Here is a 22,361-nt window from a genome sequence, read left to right on the forward strand (position 1 = left end):
ACGGCCTGAGGCCGCCAGCCGTTAGCCGGAAGGCGCCTACGGGGTTCCCGGGGGCTCGTAGGCGCGGTCCGGGTGACAACAACGCACGTGGGGACCGTGTTAAGCGAGGTCGCCGTCAAGAGCCAGTATTTTCTGGCCGAGCCTCCGCTCGGCCGGCTCGAAACGCCGGTGACCCGCGTCTTCCCTCCTAGTCGTCGCCGCCGACGCGACGACGCCGTCGTCAGTCCAGATCGCGGGGGCGTTTCGAGCGCGCATGTGGCTGACCCGTAAGAGAGGGCCGGGCAAGACCACAGCCAGCAAGCCGAGGTCTCCTACACGGTTCCCGGGTGCTGGTTGTAAGTGTGGCTGGATGCTAGGTGCCCAAGGCGCTACATCCGCACTTCTCGCGCCGCGCTCTTGGCGGCGCGAGAATGCGCGCGGCGGTTCGCGCCGGACGCTCTATGTCCGGTGCGAACCGACCGCGGTCGATGTCAGAAAACACAGGCTTGTAAGAGTGCCTTCTCTTAAGGCGGTCCGCACGTCCGTGGTTGCAACCGGGGGCCACAACCGCCCGCCCGGTCAGGTAGGCAGGGTCAGGGTGACAACAACGCACGTGGGGACCGTGTTAGGCGAGGTCGCCGTCAAGAGCCTGTATTTTTTGGCCGAGCCTCCGCTCGGCCGGCTCGTGCCCGACCCGTAAGAGAGGGCGGGGCGGGGCTCTAGCCGGTAAGCCCGGGTTGCCCTGACCGCACTTAGGGGGTGGGAACTTCCCGGGGCTCGGCCGGCTCGGCTCCCACAGTCTTGAGTTCGCGGATGGTTGCTTTGACCCGGCGGGCTTGTACGGCGAGGGCGGCCAGCAGGACTACCCCGACGACGGCCAAGGCCGCAATGTCGAGGGGGATCCAGGCTTGGGCGAGGTAGCCGACGGCGCCGACGGGGACGGCGGCCAGGGCGGGGCTCGCGATCTGCCGGGCGAGGCCGCCGATGGGGATGCCGCAGCGGCGCAGTTCCCACAGGTACCAGGGGAGGACGACGAGAAGGGCTACAGCCAGCTGGGCGGCCGCCGCTCCGGCGATTCCGGCGAGGGTCGCGCCGGCGTACACGGCGGGGAGCAGGGCGATGAGCCAGACGACTTGGACGGCGAACACGATCCGGGTGCTGCCGAGGACGACGAAGTAGTCGTAGACCAGCTGGAACATGACCCGGACGGCGGCGAACAGCCCGAGCCAGACGAGGGCGTCGGCGGCGGGCGCCCAGGCGGCTCCGTAGAGGAACCGGACGAGGGGTTCGGCGGCCCCGGTAAGGACGAGGCAGATGGGGAGGGTCACCGCGGCGAGGAGTCCGGTCGAGGCGGTGAAGGACCGCCGCATGGCGGGGGGGTCGTGCTGGAGCCGGGCGAACGCGGCGGGCGCCACCTGCCGTACGGGCTGGGAGAGGATGTTCACCGGCCAGCTGGAGAGGTTGAAGGCGTACAGGTAGAAGCCGAGGGCGACACTGCCGAGGGCGCCGCCGACGATGAGCTGGTCGAGGTAGGTGACGGCGAACACCACGATGCTGGATCCGGCGAGCGGCAGCCCGAAGCCGAGGAGCCGCCGGGCGACGGCGCGGTCGAAGCCGAACCGCAGCCCGCGCGGGACGAAGGCGACGAACAGGACGCCGGACGCGAACGCTCCGGCCAGCCGCCCGATGGCCAGGCTCATCGCACCCATCCCGGCGAGCGCGAGCACGATGGAGAGCACCGACCCGGTCCAGGTGCCCACCTGGTCGACGACCATCCGGCGCCCGGCTTGGAATTCCCGCTGCATCAACGCGGCAGGCGTGGCCAGCAGCCCGCTGATCAAAATGTTGACGGCGAGCAGCCGAATGACCTCGGTGGCCTGCGGGGCGCCCATGGCCGCGGTGTACACCGGCGCCCCGGCCAGGACGAGAAGAAACAGCACCGTGCCGGTGACCACCGAGATGGTGGTCACCGTGGGCGCTATCTCCCGGGGGTCGCCGGGCCAGCGGACGATCGCCAGGCTCACCCCGAGTTCGCTGAAGCTGAGGACCGCGAAGAGCGCCAGCAGGGCTACCGCGAAGGTGCCGAACTCCTGGGGTCCGAGGATGCGGGCGAGGACGATCCCGATGGCGAACGTCCCCAGGCGGGAGGCGATCGTGTTGATCAGGCTCCAGCTGAGCGCCCGCCCGGCCCGCGCGGCGACCGAGTCCGGTGCCGTCATCGGGAGAGGACCCGGCGGACCAGCGGCCGGAGCCGGGTGCGCAGGACGTTTCCGGCGAGGTCGGCGGCGGTGCGGTGCAGGGCGGTGCGGACCGCGGCCCGGACGCGGAAGGCGGTGCCGTGCCGCTTCGCCAGCGCCTCGCCGTACAGTCGCTCCAAGGTGTCGGTCGCGACGTCAAGGCTGTACCGCTCCAGGACGACCCGCCGGGAGAGGGCGCCGAGGCGGGTCCGGCGGTCGGAGTCACCGGCGAGTTCGGCCAGCTGGGCGGCGATCGGGTCGGGGTGTCCGTCGCCCACGCCGAAGAACCCGGCTTCGAAGAAGTGGGCGCAGCTGCTCTCGTCGAACGGCCGGGAGAACCCTTTCACCCCGAGGACGACGAGGGGTTTGCCGAACGCCATCGCGCGGAGCGCCGATCCGCCCATCCCGAGGGCGATGTCGGCGGCGGCGTAGGCGGGCCGCGGGTCGGCGAGGGCTCCGGTCATGGTGATCGCCTCCCGCCCGAGCGCGGTGTTGACCTCGGCGGCCCGGCGCGCCAGCGAGTCGACGGAGGGGCCGGTGCCGACGACCACGAACCGGAGCCGGGGGTCGCCGAGCTCCTTGATCGCGCCCATCGCGCCGGCGATGCCTTCCTCTTTCATGTCGGGTTCCAGGCGGGAGACGACCACGACGGCGAGTTCGTCGTCGGCTATCCCGTACGCGCGGCGGAAGGCGAGCCCGTCGACGGCGACGGGGTCGTCGGAGTCGGTGTCGACCGGTGGCTCGATGAGGACGGCGCGCTGGCCGACGGCGCGGGCGCCGTGCACCAGGTCCCGGGTCCCGGCCACGAGGGTGGCGTGCCCGGGCAGCCAGGTGGGCACGGCCATGGCGTAGACGGTCCCGGCGAGCTCGGCGCCGAGCCGCAGGTGGGGGCCGTAGAAGGCGTCCAGGATGAGGGGGTACTCGTAGGCGTGGACGAGGTCGATGCGGGCGGTCCGCGCGAGTTCGGTCATCGCCGCGGCCACGGAGGGGCGGTAGAGCGCTCCCCGTGCGGGCCGTTCCCGGGGGTGCCGGGCGAGGGTCAGGGGGAGGCCGCGGGCCCGTACCAGATCCGCCACGGGACCGGGGGTGTCGGTGTGGGTGGCGAACACCTCCACGTGGTGTCCGCGGTCTCGGATCTTGGTGGCGAGGTCGAGCGCGTTGAGCTGACTGCCTCCGAGCTCCAGGTGGTGGAGCCCGACGAGCACACGCATCAGGGTGTCCTTCCGAGCCCGGGGGTGATGTCCAGGGAACCGTAGAAGTTCAGCAGTTCCGCACGCTGCCGGGAGACCGGGTAGGTGCGGCGGATGTGTTCGGCGGCGTCCCGACCGGCTTTCCTGATCGAATCGGGCTCCTTCTCATATTGTTCCAGGACACTCGCCGCAGCTGTGGCGAAAGCCAGCACATCCCCGTCCTCCACCGCTACGGAGAACTCGGCCAGGAAGAACTCCTTCCCGGCGAACCCGGTGAATCCGACGACGCAGCACCCGGAGACCATCGCCTCGGCGGGGGGCAGGCCGAAGCCTTCCTGCTTGCCGAAGGCGAAAAAGATCGGACTGGACCGCAGGATCCGGGCGGTCTCGCTCTCGGAGGAGCCGGCGATCGGCACGAGTTCCCAGCCTTCGAGGCTGCCGTGCGCGCGGAGCAGCCCCAGGACCTGCGCGGCGTCATCGGGCCGCTTGCGCGGCATGTACGCGATCCGCTTGGGGGGCGGCTGCCCGCTCGGGTGGAAGACCTCGGTGTCGATGCCGTTCACCACCACGGTCACCGGCAGCTCGGGGAAGGCGAACCTCAGGTACTTCGCGCTGTCCTCGGAGACGGTGAGCACCGCCTCCAGGTTCGGCAGGCCGCGGTACGGCGGCGCGGCCCCCTCGTCGAGTCCGTCGAAGGTGAGGTAGGCGTTCTGGTTGAACACCACCATCCGCGGGGCCTGCGGCAAAAGGCCGAGCGACGGCCCGTAGATCTCGGGGACCACGAGCACGTCGCTCTCGGAGAGGGTGACCGAGGGGGCGCCGACCACCCGGGTGGAGTGGTCGAACCATCGGCAGCTGAAGCCTGTCCGGTGATGCAGCACCGCCGCGTCGACCCCCGCCTCGTTGAGGAGGTCGACGTGGCGGTAGATCATCCGGATTCCGCCGCTCGGCACCGGATAGTCGGGACAGAGGTAGTAGACGGTGGTACCGCCACCCCGCCCCGTCTTGAGGGCGGGGGGGCGGCGGTAACGCCGGGCACGCAGATCGAGTGCCCGGCGAACCAGTTTGTTGATCATGGGGCGGTATCGCTGAACACGACGTCGACCCAGTAGTTGGCGTTGCTGGCGTTGGTCGGGAAGGCGTTCGCCCCGTAGCGGTAGACGCTGTTGGGGCCGTCCTCACCGGAGGCCAGCGCGCGCAGCGGCGGCGAGTCCACCCCGCCGTTGTTGAACACGTTCGGCGTGTGGCTGTACTTCCCGACCGGCGCCCGGTAGGAGGCGACGTAGGTGGTCCCGGCGGTGACCTGGACCGGTGTCGTGAAGTTCACCTGCTGCCAGCCGGCGGTGGACTCGTTGGCGAACGTCGCCTCGGCGAGCTTGGTGCCGTCCGCCGCCCACAGGGTGCCGACGTGGGTGCCGGTGTTCTGCGGTCCCTTGTAGAACCGGATCCCGGTGATCCAGCCGTTCTGCGTCGACCGGAACTTCACGCCCAGGACGACGCCTGCGGGGTCGGAGTCGGTCCGTACGGCGGGACGCGCGGTGTCCGGCCAGATCGAGCACGGACAGCCGGCCACCGGGTCCTTCGCGGTCTTGAAGGACCAGCCGATCGGGCTCATCACGTTCCCGCTCGGGTCGGCGGCACCCGAGACGTTCGCCGTGTACGTGGTGTTCGCGGCGAGCGTCGCGTCCGGGTTGAACGTCGCCGTCCGGGTGGCCGCGTCGTAGGAGACCGCGCCCGCCACGGCGCCGCCGGGACCGGTCAGCGTGAACTGCAGGGTGGCCGGTGCGATCGCCTCGTTGAACACGGCGGTGACGTTCGCGGCGGCCGGCACGCTGGTCTCGCCGTCGAGCGCGTCGGTCTCGTTCAGTTCGGGTGCCACCGCGTCGCCGGGGGAGGTCACCACGAAGATCGGATCGACCCAGTAGTTCCCGCCCTGGTAGGAGGAGGTGGGGATCCGCCACGGACCGTAGGAGAACACACCGGCCGAGGCCGGTGCGCTCACCGGGGAGTTGGTGGCCGCGGTGGTGAAGTACGACCCGGTGCTGGAGTAGCGGCCGTTCGGCGCGTGGTAGGAGGCGACGTAGGTCGTCCCCGGCACGACCGCGATCGGCGCCGAGAAGGCGAGCGTCTGCCAGCCGTTCGCCGTCTCGTTCTTGAACTTGCCCTTGGTGAGCAGGGTCCCGTTCGCCGTCCACAGCCCGCCGTAGTGCACCCCGGTGTTCTGCGGTCCCTTGTAGAACCGGACTCCGGTGATGTAGCCCGCCGTGTCCACGGTGAACTTCGTCCCCAGGTTCACCTCGGCGTTGTCCGCCGTGGTCACCGTGGCGGGCGCCGCCGCGCTGGAGAACAGCGTGCACGGGCAGAGCGCGGTTCCGGAGGTCGTGAACGACCAGGACTTGTCGAGCATGGCGTTGCTCGCGGCGTCCACGGCCCCGATGACCTTGATCGTGTGCCGGGTGGCCGCCGCGAGCGGGGCCGCCGGTGTGAACGTCAGGACCTGGCCGTTCATCGCGGCGGTCCCGGCGATCGGGCTGCCGCCCTGCGGGGTGACGGTGATCGTCGCCCCGGTCACCGGCTCGTCGAAGGTGGCGCGGACGACGGTCCCGGTCGCCACGTTCGTCTCCCCGGACTGACCCCAGACCGGGATCCGCGGGTATGCGCTCTCCACCTGCGGCAAGGTGGTGTCCGCCGCGTAGTCGTAGACCACGTCGACGAAGTAGTTGGTGTTGGCGCTGGTGGTGGGGTACGAGCTGGCGCCGTACTTGTAGACGCCGTTGCCGCCTTCACCGACGTGGGCCATGGCCCGCAGCGGTGTGTTGGTCACCCCGTTGGACATGGTGTTGTACGCGGCCGAGTACCAGCCGACGGTCGTGTGGTACGAGGCGGTGTAGATCAGGTTCGCCTGCACCGGCACCGGGTTGGCGAACAGGACCTCCTGCCAGCCGGTGCTGGATTCGCCGGTGAACGTCGCCTGCGCGAGCTCCACGCCCGCGGACGACCAGAGCTTCCCGACGTGCGTGCCGGTGTTGTTGACCCCCTTATAGAAGCGGATGCCGTTGATGAAGCCATCCCGGGTCGCCTTGAACCGGACGCCGAGCTCGACGCCGCCTTGCTGCCGGGCCGTCGCGTCGTTGACCTGGACGGAGGCCGCGGGCGGGACGACGGAGTCGTTCCAGATGCCGCACGGGCAGACGGTGGGCGCCGGGGTCGGCTTGACCGTCTTGAAGGAGTACTCGTAGGGCGTCGTCATCGCGTTGTTCGACGCGTCCCTGGCACCGCCCACCGTGACCGTGTAGGTGGTGGTGTTCGCGAACTGGGCGGCCGGGGTGAAGGTGAGGATCCGGCTCGTCTGGTCGAGCGCGGCCGTGCCCGCCACCGTGTTGTTCGCGGCGTCCTTCACCGTGACCGTGGCCGAACCCGCGGCGATCGGCTCGTCGAAGGTGACCGCGGGCAGCGCGTTCAGCGCCACGCTCGACGCGTTCGGGTACGGCGAAGCCGCGGTGACCGCGGGTGCCCGTACGTCCGGCGGCTCGACGGTGTGGAAGACCGGGTCGACCCAGTAGTTGGTTCCCTGGTAGGTCTGCTGCGGGAACCCGGCGCTGCCGCTCCGGAAGACGCCGTTGCCCGAGGCCTCGCCCATGCTGGGTGCGATCAGGGGCGGGCTCAGGATCGGGGCCTGCCGCAGCATGTCGGGCGTGTTGGCGTACCACCCGCTCTCGTTGAAGACGCTCACCACGTAGGTGGTGCCGGCGGTGATCGGAACCGCGGTGGGGAACGTGAGGGTCTGCCAGCCGGAGGCCGTCTCGTTCTCAAACGTGCCGGTGGCCAGGAGCGCGCCCTGCGCGGTCCACAGGGTCCCGGTGTGCCGGCCGGTGTTGCTCGGGCCCTTGTAGAACTGAACCCCGCCGATCCAGCCGTTGACCTGGGACTGGAACTTCACGCCCACCTCGATGGGCGAGTTGTTGTTCACGTGGTTCTTGGGGGTGGCCGAGTCGCCGAAGAGGCCGCAGGGGCAGGCCACGTTGACGGCGCGTCCGGCTCCGGGAACCTCCAGGTTGCCGGTGTCGTCCACCGCCCTGGTCTTGATCGTGACCGGGCCGTTGCCCACCACGGACCAGGTGTAGGACCAGTTCTCCCGGCCCTGAGCGATCCGCCAGGTGGTACCGCCGTCGGTGGACACCTCCACCGCGGCGACCCGCCCGGCCGGGCTGGTGCCGCCGGTGTCGGCGGCGGTCCCGGTGATGGTCGCCTGGGTCCCGCTGTCCAGGGTCGCGCCCGGAGCCGGGGAGGTGATCGTCGAGGTGGGCTTGACCGTGTCGTCGGAGGCGGTGGCGGGGACGAGGTCCCAGCCCGCGCCGGTCTGCAGGGTTCCCGGCTGCACGTTCATGTCGGCGAAGAGGTTGACTGTGGCCTGCCGCATCCGGCGGTCGACGGGCGGCTTCACCGCGGGGCGGTTGTTGTAGTTCCGTCCCCAGTCGTGGTTCTCGTCCAGGCCCCAGGACCACTGGACGGTACCCGCGCCGAAGACCAGGGCGCCGCTGGCCGCGCGGTAGGTGGTCAGGTGGTGGGTGGCCTCGGCGGCGGCGACCCGGAACCCGTAGTCCTGGATGACCTCGGGCGCCTGGTGGGTGGTGGTGGAGAGCCGGAAGGAACCGGCCGGGCGGAACCCGTTGTCGGGGTCCTCGTCCCACTCGTAGCCGAGCGTGCCGTCGGGCAGGGTCGCCTTCTGCCCGGCGGGCAGGGTGGCGATGTCGGTGTTGCGCCAGAACCGCATCTTGCCGTCGGCGGCGGGCACCTCGATGTCGGCGTTGCAGCAGTTCACGGTCCACAGCTGGCCGGTGAGCGAGTTCTCCGGCCGCCCGCCGTCGTGCGGGGGGCTGAAGCGCGGGTCACGCCAGGTGCCGGTCCACTCGTTGTGCGGGTCGATCTTGGCTGCGGCCCGGGTCTCCCGGTAGGTGACCAGGGTCCGGTGCGGGGTGTTCGTGCCGTCGTCGCTCGGCTCCCAGCGGGTCTTCCAGAAGACCTCGTTGCCGCTGAAGAAGGCGAGGTTCACCCCGGCGTCCCTGGCCGCCTCGACGTAGGCGCGCTGGTTCTTGGACCAGTACTCGTCGTGGCCTACCGAGAGGAACACCTTGTGGTTCAGGAGCAGGTTGCCGCGGATGTCGGTGTCGATGCCGGAGGTGTAGCTGATGTCGTACCCGTTCGCCTCCAGGAAGCGGATCATCGGATACTCGTTCGCGAAGAGGAAGTCACGTCCCCACGGGGTGCCGGTCCGGGTGGCGAAGGGCCGGTTGTAGCTCACCTTCACCGCGCGGTCGGGCGCCGCCTGGCTCGTCCCCTTGTAGAGGCTGTTGCCCCCCCAGTCGTTGTACGCCTGCCAGGTGGTGTCGGAGGTCTGGAAGAGCAGGTCGGAGGTGCTCGCGTCGTCCCGGACGATGAAGACGACGTGTGCCTCGTCGTCCCCTTCGGGGTTGGCCGCGTCCTGCCGTACCAGACGTACGACGTAGACGCCGGAGACCGCGTCGGCGGGGACGGCCCAGCTCGCCGAGACCCCCCAGTTACCGCAGTCGATCAGCCCGGTCGCGGGTCGCTCCAGGCACGCGGGCTGGTTCTGGGGCAGCGTCGCGGACGGCGTCACCGTCGCCTGCTTGCGCGCCCCGAGCCCCCCGTAGTACCCGATCCGGTAGATGTCGAGCCGGTAGTCGGTCGACGGCGTCCGGACCTTGAACTCAACGGTCTCCCCGACGTTCACGCTCATCCGGGTCGCGAAACCCTCGATGGTGTCGCCCCGGTTTTTGTCGATCTCCCATTCGGAAGGCGGGGAACCCGGTTTGGAGTTCTCACAGACGACCTTGTTGCCGCCTGGATCGCACGGCGCGAGCCGTGCCTGTGCCTGTGGTGCTTGAACCGCTGGAGCCGTCGTCCGGACCTCCGCCGTCGAGGGCGAGGGAACCGTGACAGTCGCGCCGGCGAGCACCAGCGTGAAGACGGCGGCCAGCACACGTGGCGACCTCATGAAAAAACCCACCCACCCACATGCATCGACACCGGGGTCGGCCCGCGTCACGCCCCGACATCAAGACAAGATTGATAAATACCTATACCTGACGCTAGTGATCCAGCGCAGGTTTACCTATGACCAGGTAATTACTGAAATCTCACTAATCCCGGTAGTTCACTGTGAGCACACCTTCGGACTCGGTGTGGAGCTCCCCGGTCTTCGGGCACCGCCAGACCCCCGCCGACGTCTCCTCCAGCGGGACCCCCGCCCGGCCCACCCAGCCGATCCGCCGCGCCGGAACCCCCGCCACCAGCGCGAAGTCCGGTACGTCCCTGGTCACCACCGCCCCCGCGGCCACCAGCGCGTACCTGCCGACCGTCCGTCCCGCGACCACCACGGAGCGGGCCCCGAGGGAGGCGCCCCGCCGGACCACGACCCCGTCCGCCGACCAGTCGCCCGGACGTTTGAGACTCCCGTCCACATCGGCCGAACGCGGGTAGAGGTCGTTGGTGAGCACCACCGCGGGGCCGATGAACACCTCGTCCTCCAGCACCGCGGGCTCGTACACGAGCCCGTAGTTCTGGATCTTGACGTTGTCGCCGATCCGCACCCCCGGCCCCACATAGGCGCCACGCCCGACGATGCATCCCGAGCCGAGCGTCGCGTCCTCGCGGATCTGGGCCAGATGCCAGATCACGGTCCCTTCGCCGATCTTCGCCGTGGGGTCCACGTCGGCGCCGGGGAGGACTCGTGGCTCGCTCATGGATTGCCGCCTTTCGCAGCTTTCGCCGGGGTTTTTGTACGGTCAGAGTGACCATACTGCCCCGGAGGGCGACGCCGTTCCGGGAGCCCGACATACCGGGCACCCGAAACGGCGGGATGCTCAGATGTCACTCAATCGGCGGCCATTGGCCCCGCGGGGGCTGTTCCACCCACGCGACGTCCACGTAGTAGCTCGCGGTGCTGCCGCGGGTCGGGAACTGGTTGGCCCCGTACGCGTAGACGCTGTTGGGGCCCTCCTCACCTGAGCGCAGTGCGTAGAGCGGAGGGGAGCTCACTCCGGAGGAGGCGAACACATTCGGGGTGTAGCTGTACTTGCCGAAGGGCGCATGGTACGAGACGACGTAGGTCGTGCCGACGTTCAGCCGAACGGCCCTCGGCAGATGCGCATACTGCCAGCCTGCCGTGGTCTCATTGTTGATCTCGACCTCGGCCAGTTTCGTACCGTCCGCTTTCCACAGGGTGGTGACATGGGGGCCGTGGTTCCCCGGCCCCTTGTGGAAGCGGATAGCCGACGCGTATCCGCTCACCGTCACCCGGAACTTCACCCCCAGGACGACCCCGGAATGATCGGCCGCGGTCCTGACCGCAGGCCGGACGTTGTCCGGCCAGATCGTCGCGATGCCACCAAGCCTGTTGCCGACGGTCTCAAACGCCCAGCGAACCGGCTGCATTGCGTTTCCCGCCGCGTCCTTGGCTCCCGATAGCTCGACCTCGTAGTACTTCTGGTAAGCGAGTGCAGCCGACGGGGTGAAAACCGCTTTCCTGGACGCCGCGTCATAGCCGACCGTGCCGGAGACCGAAGCGGCTTGGGACTGATGCGGCGTATCCGGATGTCCGGAGTAGGGACCGGTCACCGTGAACGCGATGCTCGCCGGGTCGACGTCCTCGGTGAACGTAGCAGTGATCGGTGCGTCGAGGGGCACGCTGGATTCACCGTCCAACGCGTCGGTGACGAGCAAATCGGGCGGTGAGGTGTCGGCTGGAACCGTGGTGACGAAGATCGGATCCACCCAGTAGTTGCCCCCGCCGTAGCTGTAGACCGGCGCTCCCCAGGGCCCGTAGGCGTAGACGCCGGCCGAGGCCGGGGTCGCGAGCGGCGCGTTGGCGGCCGGGCCGGTGAAGTAGGACCCGTTGCTCGCGTACCGGCCGTTCGGGGCGTGGTAGGAGGCGATGTACGTCGTTCCGGGCGCCACCGGGACCGGGGTGCCGAAGGTCAGCGTCTGCCAGCCACCGGCCGTCTCGTTCTGGAAGACGCCCTTGCTCAGCGGGGTCCCGTCGGCCTTCCACAGCCCGCCGGTGTGCGTACCGGTGTTCTGCGCGCTCTTGTAGAACCGGACGCCGCTCACGTATCCCGGCGTGGCCACGGTGAACTTCACGCCCAGGTTGACCGCGGCCGAGTCCGCCGTGGCGGGTGTGGCCGGGAGTGCTCCGCTGGAGAACAGGGTGCACGGGCAGGCTCCGACTCCCGCGGTGGTGAACGACCAGGTCTTGGCCGTCATCACATTGCCCGCCGCGTCCTGCGCGGCGCTCACCTCGATCGTGTACTCGGTGGCCGCGGCCAGCGGTGCCGACGGGGTGAAGACGAGGTTCTTGCCGGTGCCGTCCAGGACGGCGTTCCCGGCGACCTGTCCGGCCGGTCCGGTGACCGCGACCAGCGGTCCGCTGACCGCCTCGTCGAAGTCCACCCGGACCTTGGCCGACACCGGCACGCTGGTCTCCCCGGAACCCGTGTCCGGGATCGCCGGGCTCGCCGAGGAGATCCGCGGAGCCCGTACGTCCGGCGCGTACTGGTAGATCACGTCCACGGAGTAGTGGTTGTTCACGCTGAGGGTGGGGAACCCGCGGCCGCCGTACTTGTAGACGCCGTTGCGCCGGTCTCCGCCCTCCCAGTGATAGGCCGGGGCGTGGAGCGGCGGCCGCTGCCGTCCGGCCCACATCGAGGCGTAGTTGATCGAGTGGTATCCGACGTCGGTGTGGTAGGAGGCGACGTAGGTGGTCTCCGGCACGACCTGGACGGGTGTCGCGAACCGCACCTCCTGCCAGCCGGTCGACGACTCGTCGGTGAAGGTGGCCCGGGCGAGTTCGTCCCCGGTGTCCGTCCAGAGTGTCCCGACATGGGAGCCGGTGTTCCGTGGCCCCTTGTGAAAGCGCAGCCCGGTGATCGAGCCGGGCTCGTCCACCCGGAACCGGATGCCCAGCTCCAGCCCGCCGGGGACGGCTTCGGCCTCGACGTGCTGCGGGACCGTCGCGTCGTCCCACAGGCCGCAGGGGCACACCCCGGGCGGCGGCACCGGCTTGACCGTGGTGAACGTGGTGACGTGGGGGGTGGTCATGGCGTTTCCGGTGGCGTCGGCCGCCGCGGTGACGGTGACCGTGTAGATCGTCGTGTTCGCCAACGTGCCCGACGGGGTGAAGGTGAGCGTCGTGCCCGCCGGGTCGAGCGCCGCACTCCCGGCGACGGTGTTTCCGGCCGCATCGGTCACCGTCATGGTCGCCGTGTTCGGGACGACCGCTTCGTCGAACTCCACCCGCGGTGCGGCGGAGCGGGCGACGCTGGAGGCGTCGTCGATGGGGAACGCTGCGATGACCCGCGGCGGTGTCGTGTCGGACCCTGAGGGGGATCCGGCTTCTGCGGTCAGGGGGATCAGGAACAGGACACCCGCCATGGTCAGCGACGAAGCCACGGCCGTCACTCTCGGCGATCTCATAGGCAACCCACCCGGCAGTGAGCGCGGGCCCCGTGCCGGGCGCCCACGCGGCGAACAGAAGGGATCGATAGCTGACGCCGTCGACTCAATGCCGGTTTACTGAATAAATGACCAGACATCAATATTAATGTAAATAAAAAAATAAGTGACAAACTATAAATGCATATAGCACTTGAAAGCTAGAAATAAGGCCAACCCGGAACCCGAACCCACCCTGTACCGGTTCAACGGAACAACTGGCGCCCACCCCTAGAAGGTGGTCATACTGCCTGGTTGTGGCGGAAACCAGCATCATCATCCCAGCGCACAATGAGGAACGAGTCATCGGACGCCTCCTCACCCGGCTCGCGGCCTCGGCGGGGCCCGGGGAGTTCGAGGTCATCGTGGTGACCAACGGCTGCACCGATCGGACCGCCGAGATCGCCGAGGCGCACGGCGCCCGCGTCGTGGACAGCCCGATCCCGTCCAAGTGGCAGGCGCTGCGCCTCGGCGACACGGTGGCCACCGGCTTCCCCCGGCTCTACGTGGACGCCGACATCGAGATCGGTACGGACGACGTCCGCGCCCTCTGCCGCGCCCTCACCGCACCCGGGATCCTGGCCGCGGCACCCGAGCGCCACCTGCCCATGACCGGGCGCCCCTGGATGGTCCGCTGGTACTACGACGTCTGGACCCGGCTCCCCGACGTGCGCGCGGCCCTGTGGGGGCGCGGCGTGGTCGCCCTCACCGAGGAGGGGAACGCGCGCCTCGCCACCCTGCCCCAGGTCATCGGGGACGACCTGGTGATCGCGCTCGCTTTCGGGCCCGGGGAGAGTGAGATCGTCTCCGCGGCGAAGGTGACGATCCACCCGCCGCGTACCGCCGCCGACCTCATGCGCCGCAGGATCCGTACGGCCACCGGCGGCTCCCAGATCGACCGCGGCGACCAGGGCGCCACCGTCAACCGCCCCAAAACCGGGATGGGCCAGCTCCTGCGGATGGCCAAGGCCGAGCCCCGGCTCGCCCCCCGGGTCGCGCTCTTCCTCGGTCTGGCCTTGGTCGCCAAGGTGGCGGCCCGCCGCGCCGTCCGCAAGGGCGACTACACCACCTGGCTCCGGGACGAGAGCAGCCGCGCCTGACCCGGCCGAAGTCGCCGGGCCGCATCCCCGCCGGCCCTTCGCGGGGCCGGACCCTCAGCGAGCCGGGTATGACCGGCCGTACCCCGAGGGCTCACCAGGGAGCATGCCCGGCGCCTGATCCAGCCCCCGCGCTCGTTCCACAACCGCCGCCCGCGCGGGCCCTGTATCCGCCGGGGAAGCGTGTCCCCGCGCCTGATCAAGCCCCGCCGGGCCGTACCCCCCGCCCGTCGTCCCAGCCGTGGTGCCAGGTGGACCTGGACTTCCACAGGGAGATCCAGTCCTCGCCCTTGGCGGTCGGGCGGCCCTGGCGGTCGATCCCCGGCGGGGTGATCCGCTTGCTCGCCTGGGCGCGCAGCCACACCCCGGCGAGCACCAGCCGGATGCCGAGGTGCCGGAAGCCGAAGGGCAGATGCCGCCGGACCAGGGTGGCCTTCCCGGTGAAGAGCATGGTCAGCTTGCCGAGGCTGCTTGAGGACATGCCGGACGGATGCCGGTAGACCGCACGCGCGGTGACCACGGGCCGGTAGCCGTGCCGGGCGGCCTTGATGCAGAGATCCGCGTCCTCGCCGTACATGAAGATCGCTTTGTCGAATCCGCCGAGCCGCTCCCAGGCCGAGCGGGAGATCAGCATCATCGCGCCGGTCACGATCGGCACCTGCCGTACCTCCCCGGGGTCGCCGCTCCAGGGCCGGGGCGTCTCCCGGTCGAAGATCGCACTGCCGGGGAAGACGGTGTTGAGGCCGAGGCCGAAGCAGAGCACCGACCAGAGGCTCGGCTTGCCCCACCAGGATCGCGGGTCGGTCCGGCCCTCGTCGGTGACCATCCGGCCGCCCACGATCCCCGCCCGCGGATGCCGGGCCGCGCACTCCAGCAGCGCCTCCAGCGCGTCCGGCTCGACCTCGGCGTCGGGGTTCACGAACAGCAGCCGGTCCCCCTTGGCCATGTCGGCGCCCGCGTGGCATCCTCCGGCGAAGCCGTCGTTGACGTCTCTGGCCAGCACCCGCGCCATCGGCGCCACGCGGCGGACCACCTCGACGGTGTCGTCCCCCGAGGCGTTGTCCACGACGATCAGCTCGGCGTCGAGGTCCTTCATCGCCATGGTCAACGCGGCGAGACACCGTCCGACGTAGGCCGCGCTCCGATAGGTCAGCACGATCACGGAGAGCACGCTCATCCACTCCTGGGTATCGGGGGTACGGGGGAGAAGGCGTCCCTGGCGATCAGCCTCGGCTCCCCCGAACCGTCGGCCGGGACCGCCCAGACGTCCGTGCTGTCGCCACGGAGCCGGGCGTACATCACGGTCTGCCCGTCCAGCCAGGCCGCCTGGTCGTCCACGTTCTCCCGCTCGGCGAGCGGCGTCTCCCGCCCCGAGGCCAGGTCGCGGACGTAGAGCCGCCACGGGCGGGTGGCCTCCCCGGTGCGCTTCTTGTAGACCAGCCGCGTCCCGTCCGGGGACAGGGACGGGCATTCGACGTCCTTGGCGATCACCTCGGCCCGGCGGGCCGAGACCCTCCCCCGGACCAGGAAGAGCTCCCCGCCGGTGGAGACCGTCGCGTAGTAGGTGTCCTCGTCGCCGGTGAAGGTGACACCCCAGTAGTTGAGATCCACCGCCTGGAGCCGCTTCCCGTCCCGGAACAGCTGGAACTCCTCCATGTTGCGCACGACCTTGCCGGTCTTGGCGTCCAGGATCCCGGTCCTCGTGGACAGGCCCGACGCCAGGTAGGAGTCTCCGGAGACGAAGACGGTCCACGCGATCATGCGGCCGGAGCGCGAAATCCTGGCGCGGCTCGGCACGCCCTGCAGCTCCACGCTGCGCAGCTCGCGCAGGTCCGGGCCGAGCACCTTGGCGAAGTAGCGGGTCCGCGCGCCGCGCTCGGCGGTGAGGCAGACCGCGGTGCCCTCGACGGCGTAGAACCGGACACAGCGCAGGTCGGATACGGTACGGCTGCCGCCCGCCACCTCGGCGACCCGGCCGCTGCCCGCTCCCCCGCCCGCGGTGACCATCAGCATCGCCCCCTCGGCGGCGCCGACCGTCACCGGGCCGTAGCTCACCCCCGGGCTCGGGGCGGCGGTGACCGCGGTCGTGGTCCGCTCCCGCGCGTACAGCACATAGGCCCCGGCGGCCACGGTGAGGACGACCGCGAACGCCGCGGCGACGATCAAGCGGGTTCGGTTGTTCACGAGGCACCTCGCAGCAGCGGACGGGCGACCAGGACCGCGGCGGCGAGCGCCGCGACCGCCGACCACACTGCCAGATCGGGGCCGAGCCAGGTCCAGACGGCGCCGAAGAGCCAGGCCGCGGCCATCGCGGCGAGCGCCTGCCCGGTCTGCAGCAAGGCGAGTCCGCTCGCCCGCAGGTTCTCCGGGAGCAGCGGCCCGGCGAGCGCCATGAGCACCCCGTCGGTGGCCGCGTAGGCGACACCGCGCAGGACGAGCACCCCGACGAGCACCACGGGGCCGGGCAGTCCGGGGGCGGTGAGCAGCAGATAGCAGCCGATCACCGCCAGGTACCCGCCGACGAGGACCCGCGAGCGGCCGACCCGGTCGGCGAGCCAGCCGAGCGGGGCCGCGAGCACCAGGAAGGAGGCGGCGACCCCGACGGGCAGCAGCGGGAACCAGCCGGCGTCGAAGTCGAGTCTCGCCTGGAGCAGCAGGAAGAGGAAGGAGTCGCTGATCGTGGCGAGGGAGAGCGGGACGGCCGCCGCGCAGACCCGCCGGAAGGCGGGGAGCCGGAGCAGCCCGGTGACCGGGATGCGCGGGACGGCGCTCGGCCGGACGTGGGCGGGCGGCTTCTCCCGGACGAAGAGCACCAGGACCGCCAGGCCCAGCAGCGCGACGCAGAAGCTGACCACGAACACCGCGTCGAAGGCGTCCCCGGTCAGTCCGAGCACCGCGAACGCGACGAACGGCCCGGCGAGCGCCCCGACGGTGTCCATCGCCCGATGGATCCCGAACGCACTCCCCTGCGTCTCGGGGGAGGAGGAAAGCGAGATCAGGGCGTCCCGCGGCGCCGTACGCAGTCCTTTGCCGATCCGGTCCACGGCGAGGGCCACCCCGAGCAGCGGGACCGACCGGCCCGCGGCGATCAGGCCGAGTTTGGCCACGGCGGAGAGGGCGTACCCGGATCCGGCGACCAGCCGCAGCCGCCGCCAGCGGTCGGCGAAGTAGCCGCCGGCCAGCCTGACCAGGGCGGTCACCCCCTGGTACAGCCCGTCGAGCAGCCCGAACTGAAGCGGGTTGAGCCCCAGCCCGATCACGAGGTAGACGGGCAGGATCGCCGTCACCATCTCGGATGAGATGTCGGTGATCAGGCTGACGGTGCCCAGCGCGAGCACGTTCCCCGAGACGAGCCGGAGGGCCATCCGGCGCGGCACGCCTGAGGCCGCGTCGGAACTCCGGCTGGAGGAGACGTACATCGGATCAGGCCGCCATCGCCGGCCAGGCGCCCTCCAGAGCGGCCCGCCAATCCCTGATCGGCGCCAGCCCCGCCTTGGCCCACGCGTCGTGGCCGAGCACGCTGTAGGCGGGGCGCGGGGCGGGCCGGGCGTACACCGCGGCCGAGACCGGCCGGACCCGGGCGGGGTCCAGGCCGAGCAGGGTGAAGATCTCCCGCGCCAGCCCGTACCAGGTGGTCTCGCCCGAGCTGGTCCCGTGGTAGATCCCGGCCGGGGCGTCGGCCAGCGTCAGCCGTACCAGCGCGTCGGCGAGGTCCGCGGACCAGGTGGGCTGGCCGAGCTGGTCGTCGACCACGTCGACGGTGTCCCGCTCCCCGGCCAACCTGATCATCGTCTTGACGAAGTTGTGGCCGCGGGCGCCGTACAGCCAAGCGGTCCGGACCACGTACCCGAGGTCGGGGAGGGTCTCAAGGACCGCGCGCTCCCCGGCGAGTTTGGTACGGCCGTAGGCGTTGACCGGGACCGTCGTCGGCGCGTCCTCCGGGTACGGGCTGCTCCCGGCCCCGTCGAAGACGTAGTCGGTGGAGATCTGGACGAGCTTCGCGCCCACCTCGCCGCACGCGGCCGCCAGCGGCAGCACCGCCGTGCCGTTCACCGCCAGCGCGTCCCCCTCCCGCTCCTCGGCGAGGTCCACGGCGGTCCAGGCCGCGCAGTTCACCACCACGTCCGGGCGGTGTGCGCGCACGGCCCGGCGTACCGCGTCCGGGTCGAGCAGGTCGAGTTCGGCGCGGCCGAGGCCCACGACCTCGCCTTCGCTCGCCGCCCGGGCGAGCAGGTCGGTGCCGAGCATCCCCCGGGCACCGGTGAGGAGCCATTTCACCGCCCGGCCGCCTTGAGCGGCTGCCACCACTGCGGGTTGTCCTGGTACCAGCGCACGGTGTCGGCGAGCCCCTGCTCGAATTCGACGGTCGGCGTGTAGCCGATTGCCCGGAGTTTGTCGTCGTTGAGGGAGTAGCGCCGGTCGTGCCCCTTGCGGTCGGGGACCCGCTCCACCTCGTTCCAGTCGACCTTGAGCGCGTCGAGCAGCCGCCGGGTCAGCTCCAGATTGGTGATCTCCGCGGTTCCGGCGATGTGGTAGACCTCGCCCGGCCGGCCGCGTTCGGCCACCAGCTCGATCCCCCGGCAGTGGTCGGCGACGTGGATCCAGTCCCGGACGTTCCCGCCGTCCCCGTAGAGCGGGACCTTCCTCCCCTCGATGATGTTGGTGGTGAAGAGGGGGATGACCTTCTCGGGGAACTGGTTGGGCCCGTAGTTGTTGCCGCAGCGGGTGATCGAGACGGGCAGGCCGTGGGTACGGGCGTAGGCGAGCGCGATCATGTCGCCGCCGGCCTTCGCCGCCGAGTACGGGGAGTTCGGCGAGAGCGAGGCCCCCTCACTCCAGGAGCCCAGCTCGATACTGCCGTACACCTCGTCGGTGGACACCTGCACGATCCGGGGGGTTTTCGCCGCCATACAGGCGTCCATCAGGATCTGCACCCCGACCACGTTCGTGGTGACGAAGTCGCCCGCGCCGACGATGGAGCGGTCGACGTGCGACTCCGCGGCGAAGTTGACCACCAGGTCGTGCCCGGGGACGACCTCGCCGACCAGCGCCGCGTCGCAGATGTCGCCATGCACGAAACGGTGCGCGACACCCTCCAGGTTCGCGAGGTTGCCCGCGTAGGTGAGCTTGTCGAGCACCGTCACGTCCGCGCCGGAGGCGGCCAGGCGACGGGCATAGTGCGAGCCGATGAAACCGGCGCCGCCGGTTACCAGAACCTTCATTGACTGATCTGTACCTTGCTGTGGTCGCCCAGAATCAGACGATGGGCCTTGGGGACATGGGGTGCCGGGGTGACCTCCACCTCGCGCCCGATGAGCGAGGCCTCGATCCGCCGTACCCCCCGGATGGACGCGCCACGGAGCACGATGGAGTACTCGATCTCACTGTCGATCACCTGGCAGTCGCCGGCCACCGCGGTGTACGGGCCGATGTAGGAGTCGCGGACCTGCGACCCCGCGCCCACGATCACCGGTCCGATGATCCGCGACCCGGTCACCTCGACGCCCGGCTCGATCACCACCCGGCCGATCAGCTCGGACGTCTCGTCGACCGTGCCGAGGACGGAGGGCTCAACCGACTCCAGCACGAGGCGGTTGACCTCCAGCATGTCGGTGACGTTCCCGGTGTCCTTCCAGTACCCGTCGATGAGGGAGGACTCCACCCGGTGCCCGTGGTCGAGCAGCCACTGAATCGCGTCGGTGATCTCCAGCTCGTTCCGCCAGGACGGCTTGAGCCGCGTCACCGCCTCGTGCACGGCAGGCGAGAACAGGTAGACGCCGACAAGGGCGAGGTCGCTCTTGGGGTTCTCCGGCTTCTCCTCCAGGCCGACGACCCGGCCTTCGACGTCGAGCTCGGCGATCCCGAACGCGCTCGGGTCGCTCACCTTGGTGAGCATGATCTGGGCGGCGGGGCGGTCCGACCGGAACCGGGTGACCAGCTCGGTGATCCCGCCGATGATGAAGTTGTCCCCCAGGTACATGACGAAGTCGTCGTCGCCGAGGTACTCCCGCGAGATCAGTACGGCGTGCGCCAGGCCCTTCGGCGCCTCCTGGTGGATGTAGGTGACCTCCAGCCCGAAGGCGGATCCGTCCCCCACCACCTCCTTGATCTCCGCGGCGGTCTCCCCCACCACGATGCCGACCTCCCGGACGCCGGCTTCGGCGATCGCCTCGAGGCCGTAGAAGAGCACGGGTTTGTTGGCCACGGGGACCAGCTGTTTCGCGGAGGTGTGCGTGATCGGACGGAGCCGGGTACCGGAACCGCCGGCCAGGACGAGTGCCTTCACTCAGTAAGCCCCTCTGCCGTAGAACACGGCCTGCCAGGTCTTCCACAAGATCTGTAGGTCGAGCGAGAGGGACCAGTTTTCTACGTAGCGAAGGTCAAGTCGAACCGATTCCTCCCAGCTGAGGTCGGAACGTCCGCTCACCTGCCAGAGGCCGGTGAGACCCGGCTTGACGACCAGCCTGCGCCGCACGTCGTGACCGTACCGCGCGACCTCCTCCGGAAGCGGAGGCCGCGGGCCCACCAAGGACATCTCCCCCTTCAGCACGTTAATCAACTGGGGGAGCTCGTCGACCGACCAACGCCTGAGCCAGGACCCGATGGAGGTGATCCGCGGGTCCTTCTTGATCTTGAAGAGGGCACCGTCGCTCTCGTTCAGCTCAAGCAGCTTCACCTTCTGCTGCTCGGCGTCGACGACCATGGTGCGGAACTTGTACACGTCGAAGATGGCGCCGTCCTTGCCCACCCGGGTCTGCCGGAAGAACGCCGGACCCGGACTGCCGGCCCGGATCATCGTCGAGATGATCGCGAACACCGGGGAGAGCAGGATCAGGGCGAACGCCGCGACGAGCCGGTCGTACACGCCCTTGATCACCTGACGGGCGCCTTCCAGCTCGGGGTGCTCGACGTGGAGCAGCGGCAGACCCGCGATCGGCCGGATCGAGGTACGGGGCCCGGCCACCTCCATCAGCGCCGGCGCCACGATCAGGTCGGTGTCGCTCTTCTCCAGCTCCCACGCCAGGCGCCGCAGCGCCGTACCGTCCATCTCGGGGCAGGCCAGCACGGCGACCACCTCCGCGTCGACCTGGTCGACCACGAAGGGCACATCGCTGAAGTCGCCGAGGACCGGGATCCCGAGCACCTCGGAGGTGGCGCCCGCGGCCGATGCGTCCGGGATGCAGACCGCCACTACGTCCAAGCCGTGGTGACGCTCCCGGTTGAAGGTGCCGACCAGGTCCGCCACGGCCGAGGCGTGGCCGACCACCACCACGTTGCGCAGGTCGTGCCCGGCGATCCGGCGCCGGTGCAGCCGCTTGCGCAGCAGGAAGCGGCAGACGAGGGAGAGTGCGGTGGCCAGCGGTATCGCCATGATGACGTAGCCGCGGGCGATGTCGGTCTTGGTGGCGTACGCCACGATCGCGACCGCCGCCGTGAGGATGAAACCGGCGTTGGCCACCCGCCGGTACTCGTCCGAGCCGATGCCGATGAACCGCTGGTCGTACGTCCCCATCACCACGAGCGCGAGGCTCCAGAGGAACGGCAACGCGATGCTCGTCACCACGTACGGGATGACGGAGGGCTGATTGACTCCGTCGAATCTGATGAACAAGGCCGTGATGCCCGCGACCAGACCGCAGGCAAAGTCGGTCGCACTGCTGGCGAGCACATACTTGCTCGTTCCAACGGTCGACACCCGGTTATAACGCCCTAATGCAGGGGACAACCCCACAACTTCGGACCCATGCACGCGAGACCCACCCTTCCCACGCGTGACGCCCAACAGTTAACCGACTCCCCACCGCCTCCAGTGGTTGACACGAGGCGACCAATTTCTTCTGGGATGGTACATCCTGTTACGACCCGAAACAGAGAGAGACGATGTCCACATGAGGACTGTCCTGATTTCGGCAACCCTCTTGACCGTTCCAGAGTTCTGCCCTACGCCTCAGTCGAAGTCCCGGCCCATCCGCGGCGAGGGCGGCTCCGGGCTCCGCCAGACGACGGTCTGGATGTCGTCGGCGTCCGCGACCACCGCGGCCAGCCGATCCGGATCGAACTCCGGGAGATAGCGCAACCGGGTGAAGAACGACGCATCCGTCGCCGACTGCGGCACCACGCAGACCTGCCCGTCTCGGTCGAGCAGCACCACCAGGACATCCGGCCCGGAGTCCTCGGCGGCCTGCACCCGGACCTCGACGACGTCCTCCCACGCCAAAGCGTCCACGCTGCCGTCGGCATAATGCCGGGCGACGCCCTCTTCAGTCACATATACATAGGTATCCGGCACTGGGTCGCCGTGCATGGCCGCGATTGTGACGACACTCCCCGGTTCAGTGCAACCCTCC

General features: G+C 69.9%; 15 protein-coding genes. 1 reads left to right on the top strand and 14 read right to left on the bottom strand.

Annotated elements, in window-relative coordinates; genetic code table 11:
- Positions 1 to 731 precede the first annotated feature (731 nt).
- The 6 genes from RUR_RS32880 to RUR_RS32905 form a co-directional block, all read right to left on the bottom strand.
- Entirely contained in the window at positions 732 to 2,198 is a 1,467-nt protein-coding gene (locus RUR_RS32880) for an oligosaccharide flippase family protein (RefSeq protein ID WP_283139119.1), read from the bottom strand.
- Entirely contained in the window at positions 2,195 to 3,427 is a 1,233-nt protein-coding gene (locus RUR_RS32885) for a glycosyltransferase family 4 protein (protein WP_283139120.1), read from the bottom strand. Before RUR_RS32885 ends, RUR_RS32880 begins: the two co-directional genes overlap by 4 nt.
- Positions 3,427 to 4,482, bottom strand: a complete 1,056-nt coding sequence (locus RUR_RS32890; protein ID WP_283139121.1) for a glycosyltransferase family 4 protein — start codon at positions 4,480 to 4,482, stop codon at positions 3,427 to 3,429. The genes RUR_RS32885 and RUR_RS32890 overlap by 1 nt, the downstream gene beginning before the upstream one ends.
- Positions 4,479 to 9,422 (bottom strand): DUF4082 domain-containing protein, encoded by a 4,944-nt coding sequence (locus RUR_RS32895; protein WP_283139122.1) that lies wholly within the window; start codon positions 9,420 to 9,422, stop codon positions 4,479 to 4,481. The genes RUR_RS32890 and RUR_RS32895 overlap by 4 nt, the downstream gene beginning before the upstream one ends.
- A 145-nt stretch (positions 9,423 to 9,567) precedes the next feature.
- Positions 9,568 to 10,170: an acyltransferase gene (locus tag RUR_RS32900; protein ID WP_283139123.1), complete on the bottom strand. Its 603-nt coding sequence runs from the start codon at positions 10,168 to 10,170 to the stop codon at positions 9,568 to 9,570.
- A gap of 127 nt (positions 10,171 to 10,297) precedes the next feature.
- On the bottom strand, positions 10,298 to 12,874 hold the full coding sequence (locus RUR_RS32905) for a DUF4082 domain-containing protein (protein ID WP_283139124.1): 2,577 nt from the start codon (positions 12,872 to 12,874) through the stop codon (positions 10,298 to 10,300).
- Between the two features lie 299 nt (positions 12,875 to 13,173).
- On the opposite strand from RUR_RS32905, the gene RUR_RS32910 reads away from it, so the two are divergent.
- Positions 13,174 to 14,016: a glycosyltransferase family 2 protein gene (locus RUR_RS32910; protein ID WP_283139125.1), complete on the top strand. Its 843-nt coding sequence runs from the start codon at positions 13,174 to 13,176 to the stop codon at positions 14,014 to 14,016.
- Between the two features lie 196 nt (positions 14,017 to 14,212).
- Here RUR_RS32910 and RUR_RS32915 read toward each other — a convergent pair whose 3' ends face one another.
- The 8 genes from RUR_RS32915 to RUR_RS32950 all read right to left on the bottom strand — a co-directional run bounded on the left by RUR_RS32915 (position 14,213) and on the right by RUR_RS32950 (position 22,318).
- Entirely contained in the window at positions 14,213 to 15,190 is a 978-nt protein-coding gene (locus RUR_RS32915) for a glycosyltransferase family 2 protein (RefSeq protein ID WP_283139126.1), read from the bottom strand.
- Positions 15,187 to 16,197, bottom strand: coding sequence for a TolB-like translocation protein (locus RUR_RS32920; RefSeq protein WP_283139127.1), 1,011 nt, complete (start codon positions 16,195 to 16,197; stop codon positions 15,187 to 15,189). The genes RUR_RS32915 and RUR_RS32920 overlap by 4 nt, the downstream gene beginning before the upstream one ends.
- Positions 16,194 to 17,432: an MFS transporter gene (locus tag RUR_RS32925; RefSeq protein ID WP_283139128.1), complete on the bottom strand. Its 1,239-nt coding sequence runs from the start codon at positions 17,430 to 17,432 to the stop codon at positions 16,194 to 16,196. The genes RUR_RS32920 and RUR_RS32925 overlap by 4 nt, the downstream gene beginning before the upstream one ends.
- A gap of 4 nt (positions 17,433 to 17,436) precedes the next feature.
- Complete coding sequence (gene rfbD / locus RUR_RS32930; protein ID WP_283139129.1) at positions 17,437 to 18,291, bottom strand: dTDP-4-dehydrorhamnose reductase; 855 nt, start codon at positions 18,289 to 18,291, stop codon at positions 17,437 to 17,439.
- Entirely contained in the window at positions 18,288 to 19,235 is a 948-nt protein-coding gene (gene rfbB / locus RUR_RS32935; protein ID WP_283139130.1) for a dTDP-glucose 4,6-dehydratase, read from the bottom strand. Before rfbB ends, rfbD begins: the two co-directional genes overlap by 4 nt.
- On the bottom strand, positions 19,232 to 20,299 hold the full coding sequence (locus RUR_RS32940; protein WP_283139131.1) for a glucose-1-phosphate thymidylyltransferase: 1,068 nt from the start codon (positions 20,297 to 20,299) through the stop codon (positions 19,232 to 19,234). The genes rfbB and RUR_RS32940 overlap by 4 nt, the downstream gene beginning before the upstream one ends.
- Positions 20,300 to 21,682, bottom strand: a complete 1,383-nt coding sequence (locus RUR_RS32945) for a sugar transferase (protein ID WP_283139132.1) — start codon at positions 21,680 to 21,682, stop codon at positions 20,300 to 20,302. It lies immediately after the preceding gene.
- 279 nt (positions 21,683 to 21,961) lie between these two features.
- The gene (locus tag RUR_RS32950) at positions 21,962 to 22,318 is read right to left on the bottom strand and encodes a hypothetical protein (RefSeq protein ID WP_283139133.1); all 357 of its coding nucleotides are present in this window, start codon (positions 22,316 to 22,318) and stop codon (positions 21,962 to 21,964) included.
- Positions 22,319 to 22,361: the final 43 nt, after the last annotated feature.

The organism is Rhizohabitans arisaemae (genome assembly GCF_025996515.1).
Lineage (GTDB): Bacteria > Actinomycetota > Actinomycetes > Streptosporangiales > Streptosporangiaceae > Rhizohabitans > Rhizohabitans arisaemae.

Bases quoted from the DNA above. Each gene is read 5' to 3' on its own strand.
- RUR_RS32925 (WP_283139128.1), bottom strand. From the start codon at position 17,432: ATGTACGTCTCCTCCAGCCGGAGTTCCGACGCGGCCTCAGGCGTGCCG.
- RUR_RS32890 (WP_283139121.1), bottom strand. From the start codon at position 4,482: ATGATCAACAAACTGGTTCGCCGGGCACTCGATCTGCGTGCCCGGCGT.
- RUR_RS32885 (WP_283139120.1), bottom strand. From the start codon at position 3,427: ATGCGTGTGCTCGTCGGGCTCCACCACCTGGAGCTCGGAGGCAGTCAG.
- RUR_RS32915 (WP_283139126.1), bottom strand. From the start codon at position 15,190: ATGAGCGTGCTCTCCGTGATCGTGCTGACCTATCGGAGCGCGGCCTAC.
- rfbB (WP_283139130.1), bottom strand. From the start codon at position 19,235: ATGAAGGTTCTGGTAACCGGCGGCGCCGGTTTCATCGGCTCGCACTAT.
- RUR_RS32900 (WP_283139123.1), bottom strand. From the start codon at position 10,170: ATGAGCGAGCCACGAGTCCTCCCCGGCGCCGACGTGGACCCCACGGCG.
- RUR_RS32950 (WP_283139133.1), bottom strand. From the start codon at position 22,318: ATGCACGGCGACCCAGTGCCGGATACCTATGTATATGTGACTGAAGAG.
- RUR_RS32895 (WP_283139122.1), bottom strand. From the start codon at position 9,422: ATGAGGTCGCCACGTGTGCTGGCCGCCGTCTTCACGCTGGTGCTCGCC.
- RUR_RS32880 (WP_283139119.1), bottom strand. From the start codon at position 2,198: ATGACGGCACCGGACTCGGTCGCCGCGCGGGCCGGGCGGGCGCTCAGC.